14 protein-coding genes are annotated in these 14,543 nt (G+C 39.8%); 5 read left to right on the top strand and 9 right to left on the bottom strand.

All coding sequences use genetic code 11. The annotated features are described in order from the left end of the window. The first annotated feature begins 69 nt into the window (after positions 1-69). Together lpxK and ACRD69_RS04610 are read left to right on the top strand one after the other, a co-directional pair. Positions 70-1,110 carry a tetraacyldisaccharide 4'-kinase gene (gene lpxK, locus ACRD69_RS04615; protein WP_430813893.1) on the top strand — a complete coding sequence of 347 codons (1,041 nt, stop codon included), beginning with the start codon at positions 70-72 and terminating at the stop codon, positions 1,108-1,110. After that, positions 1,082-1,894: a purine-nucleoside phosphorylase gene (locus ACRD69_RS04610; RefSeq protein WP_430813892.1), complete on the top strand. Its 813-nt coding sequence runs from the start codon at positions 1,082-1,084 to the stop codon at positions 1,892-1,894. The genes lpxK and ACRD69_RS04610 overlap by 29 nt, the downstream gene beginning before the upstream one ends. A gap of 128 nt (positions 1,895-2,022) precedes the next feature. On the opposite strand, the gene ACRD69_RS04605 is transcribed toward ACRD69_RS04610, so the two are convergent. Together ACRD69_RS04605 and ACRD69_RS04600 are read right to left on the bottom strand one after the other, a co-directional pair. Next, entirely contained in the window at positions 2,023-3,012 is a 990-nt protein-coding gene (locus ACRD69_RS04605; RefSeq protein WP_430813891.1) for an NAD-dependent epimerase/dehydratase family protein, read from the bottom strand. Positions 3,013-3,021: 9 nt separating this feature from the next. Beyond that, on the bottom strand, positions 3,022-3,426 hold the full coding sequence (locus ACRD69_RS04600; protein ID WP_430813890.1) for an OsmC family protein: 405 nt from the start codon (positions 3,424-3,426) through the stop codon (positions 3,022-3,024). A gap of 209 nt (positions 3,427-3,635) precedes the next feature. Here ACRD69_RS04600 and ACRD69_RS04595 point away from each other — a divergent pair, with 209 nt between their 5' ends. Further along, on the top strand, positions 3,636-4,244 hold the full coding sequence (locus ACRD69_RS04595) for a riboflavin synthase (RefSeq protein WP_430813889.1): 609 nt from the start codon (positions 3,636-3,638) through the stop codon (positions 4,242-4,244). Positions 4,245-4,343: 99 nt separating this feature from the next. Here ACRD69_RS04595 and ACRD69_RS04590 read toward each other — a convergent pair whose 3' ends face one another. Together ACRD69_RS04590 and ACRD69_RS04585 are read right to left on the bottom strand one after the other, a co-directional pair. Continuing rightward, positions 4,344-5,165, bottom strand: coding sequence for a purine-nucleoside phosphorylase (locus ACRD69_RS04590; RefSeq protein ID WP_430813888.1), 822 nt, complete (start codon positions 5,163-5,165; stop codon positions 4,344-4,346). 66 nt (positions 5,166-5,231) lie between these two features. Further along, positions 5,232-5,861, bottom strand: coding sequence for a hypothetical protein (locus ACRD69_RS04585; protein ID WP_430813887.1), 630 nt, complete (start codon positions 5,859-5,861; stop codon positions 5,232-5,234). Between the two features lie 117 nt (positions 5,862-5,978). On the opposite strand from ACRD69_RS04585, the gene ACRD69_RS04580 reads away from it, so the two are divergent. Beyond that, positions 5,979-7,376 (top strand): S41 family peptidase, encoded by a 1,398-nt coding sequence (locus ACRD69_RS04580; protein WP_430813886.1) that lies wholly within the window; start codon positions 5,979-5,981, stop codon positions 7,374-7,376. A gap of 72 nt (positions 7,377-7,448) precedes the next feature. Here the strand turns inward: ACRD69_RS04580 and ACRD69_RS04575 are convergent, their stop codons facing one another. Together ACRD69_RS04575 and ACRD69_RS04570 are read right to left on the bottom strand one after the other, a co-directional pair. Continuing rightward, a complete protein-coding gene (locus tag ACRD69_RS04575) occupies positions 7,449-8,204 on the bottom strand; it encodes an ABC transporter ATP-binding protein (protein ID WP_430813885.1) in 756 nt (251 codons plus the stop codon). Beyond that, on the bottom strand, positions 8,201-8,941 hold the full coding sequence (locus ACRD69_RS04570) for an MlaE family ABC transporter permease (protein ID WP_430813884.1): 741 nt from the start codon (positions 8,939-8,941) through the stop codon (positions 8,201-8,203). Before ACRD69_RS04570 ends, ACRD69_RS04575 begins: the two co-directional genes overlap by 4 nt. A 198-nt stretch (positions 8,942-9,139) precedes the next feature. Here ACRD69_RS04570 and ACRD69_RS04565 point away from each other — a divergent pair, with 198 nt between their 5' ends. After that, a complete protein-coding gene (locus ACRD69_RS04565) occupies positions 9,140-10,213 on the top strand; it encodes a mannose-1-phosphate guanylyltransferase (RefSeq protein ID WP_430813883.1) in 1,074 nt (357 codons plus the stop codon). Between the two features lie 82 nt (positions 10,214-10,295). Here the strand turns inward: ACRD69_RS04565 and ACRD69_RS04560 are convergent, their stop codons facing one another. From ACRD69_RS04560 to ACRD69_RS04550, 3 genes are all read right to left on the bottom strand, one after another. After that, positions 10,296-12,701, bottom strand: coding sequence for a penicillin-binding protein 1A (locus ACRD69_RS04560; protein WP_430813882.1), 2,406 nt, complete (start codon positions 12,699-12,701; stop codon positions 10,296-10,298). Between the two features lie 47 nt (positions 12,702-12,748). Beyond that, positions 12,749-13,396, bottom strand: coding sequence for an HD domain-containing protein (locus tag ACRD69_RS04555; protein ID WP_430813881.1), 648 nt, complete (start codon positions 13,394-13,396; stop codon positions 12,749-12,751). Between the two features lie 332 nt (positions 13,397-13,728). Further along, the gene (locus ACRD69_RS04550) at positions 13,729-14,154 is read right to left on the bottom strand and encodes a hypothetical protein (protein WP_430813880.1); all 426 of its coding nucleotides are present in this window, start codon (positions 14,152-14,154) and stop codon (positions 13,729-13,731) included. Positions 14,155-14,543: the final 389 nt, after the last annotated feature.

Here is a 14,543-nt window from a genome sequence, read left to right as displayed (position 1 = left end):
AAAGAGATAATATATTGGCAGCTTGCCTGGACAAGGCAAGCTGTTTTTTTGTCAGAATTAAATAACCAGATGCAAATCCGAAAACTGTTATATCCTTTTAGCCTGCTCTATGCCGGGATAACAAGTGTTCGAAACAAGTGTTTCGACGCAGGAATCTTACGCTCTAAGGGCTATTCGTTACCAATAATTTCTATAGGTAACATTACAGTTGGAGGGACTGGTAAAACACCTCTGACGGAGTATTTAATTCGAATTTTAATTAGCGATCATAAACTGACCTTACTTAGTCGTGGTTACAAGCGCAAAACCAAGGGTGCTCTCTTAGCTAATAAAAGCAGTAATGCTGAAACAATCGGAGATGAGCCGTTCCAGATAAAAAGTAAGTTTCCTTCCATCAATGTGGCTGTTGCCGAAAAGCGGGTTGAAGGCATGAACCTGATTCTGAAAAACCTGCAGACTGATGTGGTATTGATGGATGATGCCTATCAACACCGATATGTCAAACCTGGTCTTTCGCTCCTGGTAATCGATTATAATCGTCCCCTGTGGAAGGACTGTCCTTTTCCTGCTGGGGATTTAAGGGAAACCAGGAATGGACAAAAGCGTGCAGATATCATTGTGGTCAATAAATGCCCTGAAAACTTTTCAGACAAGGATAAGGCTTACTGGCTCAAAAAACTAAAAGCAAGTGATGATCAGCAAGTGTTTTTTACCTCTATCAGCTATGGTTTACCCAAAGCGGTGGATAAAAACAATAAGGAGAGTTTCCAGGGAGGAATGCCGGTAGTGGCATTAGCTGGTATCGCACGACCCGAAGGGTTTATAGATCATCTTAAAAATAACTATAAAGTACACGATCAACTCATATTTCCCGATCACCATCATTTTTCATCAGATGATGTTGACATAATAACTCGTGCTATTAGCGATGAAAAGATAAGATCGTTGATCACAACAGAAAAGGATGCAGTGCGTTTCCACAAGCTTCCCGATCTGGTTAAAGGAAAAGCATGGTATATACCAATTGAGTTAAGGATACTTTTTAGTGAACAAGAAAAATTTGAAAATATAATACGCAACTATGTTAGAGACCATTCAAATTACAGCTGATTACCTGCGTAATCAGAGTAAGCTTAACCCCGCAATCGGAATTATTTTAGGAACCGGACTGGGAGGACTAGTTCAGGAAATTGAAATTGAGAAGTCAATTTCATATGAAGAGATACCAAATTTTCCTGTTTCAACTGTTGAAGGACACAGTGGCCGGTTGATTTTCGGAACAATTAATAATGTGCCTATCCTGGCCATGCAAGGACGTTTTCATTACTATGAAGGCTACGATATGAAGGAGGTTACGTTTCCGGTGAGAGTTATGAAGCAACTGGGTATTGAAACCCTGTTCGTTTCTAACGCCAGCGGTGGACTTAACCCTGACTATGCGGTAGGTGATATTATGGTGATAAATGACCAGATCAATATGTTTGGTGACAATCCTTTAATTGGTAAGAACAACAATGAACTGGGACCCCGATTCCCCGATATGAGTGAACCTTATAGTAAAAAGTTCATTGCTGAAGCCATTAAGATCGGTCAAGAGAATAATATTGATCTGAAACAAGGGGTATATGTTGGTACAACGGGCCCTACTTTTGAAACTCCTGCCGAGTATAAGATGTTTCGTATCCTTGGTGCGGACGCTGTTGGTATGTCTACTGTACCAGAGGTAATTGTTGCCCGTCACATGGACATGCAATGTTTTGGGATTTCAATCATCACCGATTCAGGCGTGCCGGGACAAATTGTTGAGGTATCGCATGAGGAGGTGCAGGAGGTAGCTGCGGCTGCTGAACCAAAAATGACAAAAGTGATTAAGGAGCTGGTAAGCCGAATTTAATCAGGTTAAGTTAAATAGTAAAAGGGCGATCAGCATTAATGTTGATCGCCCTTCTTATACCTTCCTTGGGCAGGCTCGGGGAGCGGTTGTATGCAGGTTCCCGTTTCCTGAGCTTGTCGAAGGGAAGTTTATCTCCTGAACTCAGCCACATTAACTAAGGCTTCTTCAATGGAATAAAAGTTGTTACCAAAAGCGTTAATGAGCTTTTCACTTGAGTATTTCGACTGGTTTTGTGAGGTTCTTGCCGTTTCCTTTGTCATTTTGGGAGCGGTACGCCAAAGCATGTATTTAAGCCGCTCAAAACGCCAGGCAAGTCCTGTTAATATCCTGTTGGCCTTAATATTTGGAGGCTTAACCTTAAATATCCTGGCAGCAGTGTTCATCAATTCCTGGTACTTGAGGTTTTCACCATTAATAACAAAGCGCTCATTGACGTACTCTGAACTGCATATGGCAATCATAGCATCCACGACATCACGCACGTCAACAAAGCCCGTACCTCCTCCCGTATAAAATGTCATGTTCTTGCTCAGGGTGTTTATTAATTGTCCTGAACTTTGTTCGTCAGGGCAAGGTCCTATAATAACAGAGGGGTTGACCACAACAGCGTTCAGACCTTCCTTGGTGCCACGCCACACTTCCATTTCGGCCCTGAACTTGCTTTGTGAATAGACCGAATGGTTATCATCGTTCTGCCAGAAAGTGCTTTCATCGATGAGTTCTCCATTTTGAGACTTACCCAATGTGGCAATGGAACTAACGTGGCAAAAACGACTGATGCCAAGTTCGATTGCTGCGTTAACAAGGTTGGCAGTGCCCTCAACATTTATAGTGAACATTGCATTGCGGTCACTGGGTTTAAACGAAACCATGGCCGCGCAATGATAGATCGTATCAATGTCTTTCATGGCATCACGCAAGAGGAAATAGTCCATTAAATCGGCTTTAAACCACTCAATGGACTCAAAGTTGTTGGTGTTGTAGTGTTCGAAAATTGCCTTAACGGTAGCTTTACTATCCTCAAAACGGTATAAGGCCCTAACTTTATTGCCTTTCTTAATTAAAGCATTTAACAGATGAGAACCTACTAATCCCGTAGCACCGGTTACTAATATCATAGGAAGTATTTACCAGTTAAAAGTAATGGTTTGCTTAAGGTCCGGATGCACGCTCAATGGCACAGGACTTGTGCCGGCAACACTCTCAATCAAAGCTTTTTCATCATCGCTATACCCTTTATCCGGGAAATTGAATTCAATTATAACTTCAGCAACCCGGCGTGGGTTTTCAGCCATGACCTTAGTAATATCCAGTTCAGTGCCTTCAATATCAATGTTGTTGTCCATGGCCTTAATGCCCATTATGGTCATAATGCAGTTACCCAGTGCAGTTGCCAACATATCAGTTGGCGAAAAGGACTCTCCCTTGCCACGGTTATCGCAGGGTGCATCGGTAATAATCTTAGCGCCTGATTGCAGGTGGATATTTTCGGTACGAAGACCTCCCAGGTATTTTGTTTTTATTGTTGTCATGGTGTTTTCTTTAAAATAGTTATGATCCAGGACTCCAGACTTAAATTCTGAAGCGAAAAATACAAATAATATTATCTGCTAAAAAGTATTGTGTGCTTAAACGGTAAATGTTTAAGTCTTAAATTAAAATCTTACATCATAGGTCTAATTTATTTGGTATTTTAGCGGTTCAGATAATCAGATAGTTTCTAACATAAAAGAGCTTTAAAATGTTTTCAGGTATTGTAGAAGAAGCCGCAGTGGTAGTAGGCTTAGAGCAAGATAAAGGAAATCTTCATTTGACACTGGAGTGTACATTTACCGATGAGTTGAAGATTGATCAGAGTATTGCACACAATGGCGTTTGTTTGACTGTTGTTAAGAAAGAAGGTAAAACTTACACGGTAACAGCTATTAAAGAAACACTTGAGAAGTCGAACCTGGGCTTGTTAAAAATTGGTGACAAGGTAAATCTGGAGCGCAGCATGATCATGAATGGCCGCTTGGACGGACATATTGTGCAGGGACATGTTGACCAGACAGCTAAATGTATTGATGTTAAAGAAGCCGATGGAAGTTGGTATTATACTTTCCAGTATGTGATTGACAAAGAAAAAGCTGCTGAAGGTTATATGACCGTTGAAAAAGGTTCGGTAACAGTTAACGGTGTTAGTCTTACTGTTGTAAATAGCAAGGATGACCAGTTTTCAGTTGCCATTATACCATACACGCACGATTTCACAAATTTCCACCAGATCGAAGTGGGCTCAACCATTAATATTGAGTTTGATATCTTAGGAAAATACATTAGCCGAATTATGGCTATACAGAATAAGTAATTGGGCACTATTGCCGAAGAAAAAAGGATCACACAGGGTATTTAAGTGTGATCCTTTTTTTATGAGTTAGACAAGTTGCCTTGCTGATGTCCGGCCTTTTTACAATGCCGCAACAACTTTTCTGAAAATCTTGATCAGACCTTTTTCAGCTTCGGCAGCCACATCTAATATTTCCTGTAAGCTAACGGGATGCAAATTGGCCGGGTCGCATTCATCTGTCAATACTGAAACAGCGGCACAAGGCAGGTTCATATGGTTTGCCACAATAACTTCAGGTACAGTAGACATACCAACGGCATCACCACCAATTATCTTGATATAACGATATTCCGCACAGGTTTCAAGGTTAGGCCCGGGTACCGAGGCATACACTCCTTCGTGAAGTGTAACGTTTTCTTCACTTGCCGCTTTCTTTAAGAGTTGATTGATGTTTTTATCAAATGGCTGACTCATATCAGGGAACCTGGGACCCAGTTCATTGATATTCTGACCTGTTAAGGGGTTCTCAGGAAGTAAATTGATATGATCGTCAATTAACATTAATGAGCCTTTTTTGTAGTCAAGATTAACAGCTCCTGCCGCATTGGAGATCAATAGTTGCTTAATGCCTAATAACTTCATTACACGCACCGGAAGGGTGATCTGTTGCATGCTATAGCCTTCATAATAATGAAAGCGACCTTGCATAGCCAGTACTTTTTTACCTTCCAGTTCGCCAAAGATCAACTTGCCTTTGTGTGACTCTACCGTCGAAACCGGAAAATTAGGAATAGTGGCATAGTCTATTTCTTTCTCAATGTTGATACTACTAACCAATCCGCCCAGGCCGGTGCCTAGAATGATACCAACCTGAGGACTTTCCACCCCCTGCTGCTCAATAAATGCAGCGGCTTCTTTTATTTGTTCGTATGATATTTTCATCATAATTGTTTTTTCTCAAAGATAAACAGACTGAAAGGTTTTTAAAACTTCAATGATCTGATCTATCTATTCATTAATTATCTTGTTAAGATACTTGTTCATTAAGTAATCGTTTTGTTCCTTGGGTAGGTTGCTGATGCTTCCCAAATGCTTGTTAATGGCTTGTTGCCATGCATCAACGGTGTTACGCGATTCCATAAAGTAATCAAATGCATCATAACCTATATCACGAACATCAGATCCAAACCACTGGTAAAGCTCGTGGTAAGCCTGAGGCCTGATTAATGTAGCACTTATCTCGTCATACCACCTGTCTAGTTCATCGATGCTGATGGACTTTATGACGGTATGGTGCTCAACCAACTGTTGTTTAATGATGTTCCAGTCAGGTATGAGCTTATCGTTCTTAATAAAGTATTGGTAAAGTACCTGGTCAAAAGATCGCTTGTCTGATTTTAAAAGTGAAAGTAATAAAGGCCAGCTACTGATACTATAGTCTGTCCACACAATACAGCCTTTTGTATTTGTTTGTTGCCCGTTTCTAAACGGATAGCCTTTGGGCAAGCTAAGGCGTTGTATGAAACTTAGTGAGCGATGAACCAAAATACGTTTTTCTTTCTTTAATATATGGGGAACATATTTATTTAGCTTATCAACCAGATCCAGATTGTGTAAAGCCTCTTGAGGCTTTGGCATGTCGACTTGTTCGGCAGGCCATACGATGTAATATTGAGTGTTTTTCTGCACGTTTTGATATAATATTCAAATGAATTAGTAGTTTTAAATATCGTAAACAATTCAAAATCTACACACATGAAAGATTTAAAATTATTCTACTTTCTCTTTATTTTTATTGGACTGACAATTATAACATCTTGTGATGATGATAAAATTGAGCCGGTCGATCCCAACCAAGTTCCGTTAGAAGTACAAGCTATTAATAAATTTGTCTGGGATAATATGGAATTTGCATATTTCTGGAACACAGACATGCCTGATCTTGATTATACACAGGAAGCGGATACCTATGAATTTTTTGACAAATTACTATATACACAGGTTGACAGATGGTCATTTATTACTGACGATGTTGAAGCTCTAAATAACTATTTTTCGGGCATAAGTAAGTCAATGGGGCATTCAATAAGGTTGTTCAGGCTTACTGCAGATTCAGAGGATTTAGTGGGTTTTATAGAGTATGTTGAACCCGGGTCGCCTGCTGATCTGTCGGGAGGAGTATACAGGGGACGAATGTTTCATAAAATAGATGGTAAACAGATGACCATATCGAATTATTCTGAATTATTAAATCAGGACACCTATACCATGACATTTGGTGTGTTAAATGAGGATTTAACTATAACAGATGAAACACCATCGGTTAATTTAACAGCCGTTGAATGGCAGAGCAATCCAATATTACTGAGCAAGGTAATTGAACATGGCAACTCAAAGGTTGGCTACCTTGTTTATACTTCATTTGTGAGTGACTATGATGAAGAGTTGCAGGCTGTATTCGCCGATTTTAAAAGTCAGGGAGTAGATAAGCTTGTCCTTGACTTAAGATACAATAGCGGAGGATCTGTAAACTCGGCTATTCTATTGAGTAGTATGATTGCACCAGCCAATAGTATAGGTGATGTTTTGTTGCGAACAAATTACAATACCAACCTGACCAATTATTTTAACAGGGAATATCCCAATGAAACTGATTTGTATGTAGATCGTCTGATTGAAAATGCAAATAATCTTAACCTTGAAAAGCTTGCAGTATTATCGACTTTTAAAACGGCATCTGCAAGTGAGATGGTTATTTATGGACTTGACCCACATATGGAAGTATATCATATTGGAGAACAGACGCATGGAAAGTATTATGGGTCAATTACCTTAAGTGATCCTGATGAGAGACACTCATGGGCCATTCAACCAATTGTGATGCGTGCTGAAAATAAGACAAACTCAATTAGTTATGACGAAGGTTTAATACCGGATCAGGAACGCATAGACTTTATTGATGCACCAGAATTACTGGAATTGGGAGATCCGAATGAAGACTTCCTTGCATTGGCATTAAAAGAGTTAACGGGTGTGGCACCAGCAAATGCGCGGTTGAAGGCCATTAGAAGAATTGCAGGTGAACCGCTTAATACTGAAGCGAGCTTATCGCATCCGCTTCATTACGATATGCAATACAACTTTAAAAAGTAAATAGAAGTATTGCTCTTATCCCATCGGATGACCATCAACGATCGTTGATAGTCATCCGATGGGTTAAAAGCATTAATAATTATTGTCCCTTATTTGTTTGAATAGTTTCGAAGCAAAAATAAAATCTTCCAGTTCCTTATTTTGCACATGGAAAATATCATCTTTAGTGCCTTCCCATAGTTTATTACCCTGGTAGATAAATATTATGTTTTCGCCTATTCCCATAACGGAATTCATATCGTGCGTGTTGACGATGGTAGTCATGTCAAACTCTTTGGTAATTTCATGAATCAGTTCATCAATAACTATTGATGTTCTTGGATCAAGACCAGAATTTGGCTCATCGCAAAACAGGTATTTAGGATTTAAGGCAATGGCGCGAGCAATGGCCACACGCTTTTGCATTCCCCCACTAATTTCAGAAGGAAACTTATCATTGGCATTCTCCAATTTAACACGGTTAATACAGAAGTTGGCGCGTTCACGTCGTTCTTCTTCACTCCAGTCGGTAAACATGTCCAAAGGAAAACGTACGTTTTCTTCAACAGTTAGTGAGTCAAAGAGTGCCGAGCCCTGAAACAGCATGCCTATGTCCTGACGCAGACGTTTTTTGCTGGCCTGGTCTAAATTTAAAAAGCTGTGGCCGTCATAACGTATATCACCCGATGTTACATCATGTAAACCGACAAGTGATTTAAGCAGTACAGTCTTACCTGAGCCGCTTTGTCCAATAATAAGGTTGGTTTTACCCTTTTCAAACACCGTTGAAATACCTTTTAATATCTCTTTGTCGCCAAACGATTTATGTATGTCAATAGCCTCTATCATGCTAGCAATAGTTGTGTAAGAATAAGGTTGAATAATAAGATCTGAATGCTGCTTGCAACAACCGCCTTCGTACTGGCTTTACCAACTTCCAAAGCGCCGCCCTGCACGTGATAGCCCCAATAGGCCGATATGGTGGCTATGATAAATGCGAATACAACCGATTTGATAAGTGCGTAAACAATGTAAAACGGCTGAAAGGCATATTGAATTCCATAAACATATTCGGGTCCCGGAACTTCGCCTGTTAATGAGCCGGCCATATATCCGCCTGAAATACCAACACCCATACTAATAATTGTAAGGGCAGGAATGATAAACACAAAGGCAACAACCTTGGGTAAAACCAAATACCCGGCCGGATTGATTCCCATGATCTCAAGTGCATCGATTTGCTCCGTTACACGCATGGTGCCAATTTCTGAAGCAATGTTGGAACCTACCTTACCTGCCAGTATCAGACCAACGATCGTTGATGAAAATTCCAACAGGATAGAATCACGCGCGGCCAGTCCTACGGTGTACTTTGGTATAATAGGCATGTCAATATTATAGGCTGTCTGCAGGGTGATCACCGCGCCCATGAATATGGATATGATGATTACAATGCCCAATGAGTCAATACCAAGCTTATCGATTTCACGCACGATCTGCTTTAGAAAAATGGCGTGTTTTTCGGGCTTGCCAAAAACTTTTTTTAAAAAGAGTGTATAACGACCAAGGTGGTAAAAAATTCTCATTGCGATATGGAAAATAGTCCGTAATTTAGTATTATAAAAGTAATAATATTACAAATTCTGCAGCAAGATACAACTTTAGTATTTGTAAATACATTCATCTATGATCAGAGAAAGTGAAATTTACTCATTCAATTCAATTAGTTGTTATGATTAAGTTTTTCTTTGGAGTACCTTGTAACCTGATAAACTAATAAATGCATGAATAACAATACATACTGTGTAATAATGGCAGGTGGTGTTGGCAGACGCTTTTGGCCCTTGAGCACTACTGAAACTCCCAAGCAATTTCTTGATATTACGGGAACCGGGAAATCATTACTTCAGCAAACGTTTGAACGTTTTAAACCAATTTGTCCGATCGAAAACATACTCATAGTAACCAGTAAGGCCTATAAGGACCTGGTGCTTGAACAACTGCCTGAAATTGTGCCCGAACAGGTTCTGGCAGAGCCTTTACGCCGTAATACAGCCCCTTGTATTGCATTTGCCAATGCAGTTATAAAAAAGAAGAACCCCAACGCTAATATCGTTGTCACCCCATCTGATCACCTTATTATAAATGAAGAGGTGTTTCGCGAGAAGATTGTGAACGGCCTTAACTTCGTTGAAGACAAAAACATTTTATTGACCTTGGGTATCAAGCCAAGCCGGCCTGAAACCGGATACGGATACATCCAGGTTGAACATGAAAATGGCTTGCCTGAGAATTTTAATAAGGTAAAGACTTTTACTGAAAAGCCAAATCTGGAAATGGCCAAAATATTGTTGGAGAGTGGCGAGTTTTTTTGGAACTCGGGTATTTTTATCTGGTCCCTGGCAAGTGTTGAAGAGGCATTTGAGAAGCACCTGCGGGAAGTTGCCACTTTGTTCAATAATTTTTATCCGGCAGTTGCTACAGAGGCTGAAGAAAAAGCTTTGTACGATACTTATGTAGATTGTCGAAATATCTCTATTGACTATGGCGTTATGGAAAAGGCCAACAATGTTTATGTGCAAATTGTCGATTTTGGTTGGTCTGACCTTGGAACATGGACATCGCTGCATGAAAACTCGGAACGAAGTATGGATAATAATGCTGTGTTGAGTGGTAAGGTTTTATTATACGATACAGAGGATAGTGTAGTTCACCTGCCCAAGGGTACAACTGCTGTTATTCAGGGGCTGAAAGATTACATTGTGGTTCAGTCAGATAAAGCCCTGTTGATCTGTCCAAAAACCAATGAACAGCAAATAAGACAATTTACCACAGATCTGAAAACGGAGTTTGGTTAAGGAGCTTATTAGCTATTCATTAACTCTTCGAATGACTAACAATGATGGTCGATGATCATTCGATGAGTTAACTCTGATGATGTTATTTCTTTTTCTTGAATAGATCCTTCATTTTTTGAATAACGCTTTTATGATCAGTCTTTTTGCGCTCTTCTTTTCTGGCTTCACGCTCTTGTTGTTTCTTAAGTTTCAGAGAATCGGGTTTGTCAAAATCATCGAATAATTTATCAAAGAAACTCTTGTCCGGATCTGTCTCTGAATAATCATCACACATCAGATGTTTTTGTAATCTTGAAGGTACAACATAAAACGAGCCTTTGTGGTACTGATAGCGACTGCGGTCTTTTTCAAGGCGTTGCATAAAGCGGGCAAATATGGGTAAAGCCATGTGTCCGCCACTTCCAAGGGCTGTTGAGCGGAACCTGATTGATGGCTGATCGTTACCAACCCATGCGCCGGCAACAATATTTGGTGTATAGCCAATAAACCAGCCGTCGGAGTTATCTTGTGTTGTTCCGGTTTTACCTGCCAGCTCACTTTTCAGATTAAAAACCTTGCGAAGGGAACCTGCTGTTCCTCGTTCCACAACTCCTCGCATCATCTCAACTATGAAATAGGCCACATCATCATCGAAAACTTCATCTTTTGGTACCTCGCCTTCATTCTCATATAAAACATTTCCATCCCTGTCTTCGATGCGTAAGAGCATAACGGGTGCAACAGGTCGTCCGTAATTGGGAAAGGTTGTATAGGCCGACACCATGTCCAGTAACGACAATTCTGCAGTACCAAGTGCAATGGATGGATAGTTTGGAATATCTTCATCAATGCCCATGTCTTCAGCAAGGTTTACTACTTTACGCACACCTATTTGAGTAATGAGTTTAGCACTAACTGTATTAACAGAGTTGGCAAGGCCACCCTTCATTGAGTAATATCCATCATGCTTTCCATTGCTGTTGGCAGGGTTCCAGTCGTCGTAATCCTCATAAACAACCTGTTCGTTGGAAATAAAATCGCAGGGATCAACCCCATCTTCAAGGGCTGCTGCATACAATATTGGTTTAAAGGTTGAGCCAACAGGTCGACGCGACGTAACGTGGTCGTATTGGTAGGTTTTATGATCGATGCCTCCAACCCACGATAACACATGACCGTTGCGGGGGTTCATTGCCACAAAGCCGGTGTTGAGCAGCATCAGGTAGTGCTTGACCGAATCGACCGGACTCATTTGTACTTTTTTTTCACCTGAATGGGTAAAAATGGTCATCGGCACTTTTTTCTCCATGGCCTTAAAAATATCCTCGTCGGTTTGGCCGGCTTCCTTCATTTTCTGGTAACGACGCGACTGACGTAAGGCATTGGTATATACCTGCGGATGTTTTGCCCAGGCCGAACGACCTTTCCAGTGACGGTCAAATTCATCCTGTAAGCGTGTCATTTGTTGATCAACTGCTTTCTCAGCATATTCCTGCAACTGGGCATCGATCGTAGTATATATTTTTAAACCATCTGAATAAATATCATATTCGTCGCCATATTCATCCTCAAGTATGTCTTGAGCTTGTATTCTGATCTTTTCTCTGAAATAGGGGGCAATACCCGTGTTATGATCAATGCGTCGGTAATTGAGTTTTATTTTGCTCTGCTTCCATTTATTGTATTGGTTCTCGCTTAAGGTGCCATGCTCGTGCATGCGGCTCAGCACAATATTACGTCGCTTAAGGCTTCGCTCTGGATTTAGGCGCGGATTATAGGCCGTGTTGGCTGCCAGCATACCCACCAGTGTTGCTGCTTCAGCGGGATTAAGATCCTGTGATTTTTTACCAAAAAAGCGTTGCGAGGCTATTTCTATACCATAAATATCTTCGCCAAAAGGTACGGTATTAAGGTATAGTGTAAGTATATCGTCCTTTGAATAGATGTTTTCAAGTCGCGCAGCAGTAAATATTTCTTTGGTTTTACCAACGGGTAAGGTCAGGAAGCCTAAACGCATACGGGGATACAAGTTCTTGGCCAGCTGCTGACTGATGGTACTTCCTCCGCCTTGTGCCTTATCACCGAACAGGATGGTTCGTACAACAACGCGTCCCAGGCTGATAATGTCTAATCCTTTATGCTCAAAAAAGCGACTGTCTTCGGTGGCTATTAATCCTTCCTTTACATATTCAGATATCTGATCGTTATCTATTGTCAGGCGGTGTTCAATGTAATAGCGCCCCATTAACTTCTCATCAATGGAATAAACTTCAGAAGCCGAATGATTTTGTATTTTAGACAACTCTTCTTCCGAAGGCAAGGCTCCAAATAAACCTAAATAAACAAACAGGCAAAAAACAAAGAGTGCTGCAATGGCTAGAGTAGCAGCCTTTAATCCAAAAATAAGCAAGCGTTTTTTGAAACTCTTATTAGAAGAGGATGACTTCTTAGAACCGGACGTTTTCTTTTTTGAAGATGTTTTTCGGTTTGTTGGTTTACGTGTGGACATTAATGACAGGTTTTAGCGAGTGTGAAATTAATTAATAATAGTGAATGTTAATCGTTATTTCCCCACTCATTAAAGAACTGCTCAAGGTATTTTTCCATAAAAGCATGACGCTCCCTTGCCATTGAAAGTCCTGTTTGTGTATTCATCTTATCTTTTAGTAGCAGTAATTTTTCATAAAAATGATTGATGGTCGGACTATTGCTTTTTCTGTATTCATCAATGTTCGAATATTCCTGTGGACTGATATTAGGATTGTAAAAATCGCGGCCTTTATGACCTCCATAACTAAAGGCCCGGGCGATGCCTATCGCTCCAATGGCATCCAACCTGTCTGCATCCTGAACGACTTTAAGTTCGATTGATGTAAAGGAGCTGTCGCTCCACTGTTTTGAAAAGGATAGGTTTTGAATAATTTTAATGACATGATCTATCATGTTTTGCTCAATGTCATATTCTTGTAGTTTTTGCTCGATAAGCATTAAAGCCTCTACTTCATCGAAAAACTTTGTGTCAGCTATGTCATGCAGCAATACAGCTAAAAGAATGGTATTCCAGTCGCCACCTTCTGTTTGATGGATCTGTTGAGCATTGTTTCGAACACGAATGATATGCCACCAATCGTGACCAGCTTCAAGTTCACTTAATTTTTTTTGAGCCCATTCTTCAATTTCGAAAAGTATCTTGTCTTTTATCATGATGAGTCGTATGATTCAAAACTAAAATAGCAAAAAAAGGGGAGCTATGTAGCTCCTTATCCTAAAAACCCGCTTTGTCAACTCATCAGGAGTTGGTTTAGTTGCAAGACAATGTGTTCAGGTACCTGCTCATTTTTCTGTTTTTTGAATATCAGCATGTGAACAGGTTAAATACCGTCCTTATTATACTTCGCCTTCAACGATGGTGTTCTGAAATACCTATATAATATGACAAGTTGGAGATTCCTAAGAAAGAAAGAAGATAGGTTCTTTTTACCTTAGTCAAAGGGTGTATTCCATTAGAAAAAAGACGGAATCGGGGCGATAAGTGGCTAAGAACTGCTTAAGTCCTTTATTCTTTGTTTCAATAAGTTTATTCTTTCCTGATCGGCAAATGAGAAAGTTGCAACACTGGATTCAATAAACTCACGGATGTATAATGCTTTTTTAAAAACAACTCCGGCATTCTGCTTATCATCTTTCTTAAGCGACAGTTCTCCTTCGGCATAGAACAGTTCAGAAAGTATCTTTAAATGCTGATGGGTGTAGTTGTGTTTTTCCAGTAGCTCTATGGTCAATTGCTCAACAGGTAATTGATTGAAAAAGGCAGCATCCTCTTTTAGAAGATCTCTGTAGGCATTGTTTAAACGTTTTTCAGCTTGCTTAGTATCCCCTTTTTTCAACAGACCCAGGAAAATAGCGATCATTTCTGCCATCATTTCCAGCATTCGTAATATATAATCTTTTTGATATCCCATATTATAATTTTTTGACAAGGAACCAGGCCTAAACAGAATTTTATGTGCTGCCAATGTATGTTGAAAGCCTTTAATACTTATGAAAGATTGAAAACTAACAACTACCGGTGTTCACTATTACTAATATACACTAATACATTTTCATTTTGACCGGATGCAAAGATCTTATTTGATCATTGCGATAAAAATCAAATGATGTACAAGATTGATTGGTGATAAAATGAAATATTAATTGCAAATTGACTTATGAATTGAAATTAAAACGAGCAATATTTATGTGTTTTTAACATTTAGGTAATGAACAAATGATTTTTTGACACTTTTTAGAGGCCTTTAGTAAATGTGTCCGTGTCATAAAAAATGACTTTGAGGTATGAATTAGGTCGTTT

This window comes from Carboxylicivirga agarovorans, from assembly GCF_050589845.1.
Classification (GTDB): domain Bacteria; phylum Bacteroidota; class Bacteroidia; order Bacteroidales; family Marinilabiliaceae; genus Carboxylicivirga; species Carboxylicivirga agarovorans.
This window is presented reverse-complemented; position numbering and strand designations above follow the sequence as displayed.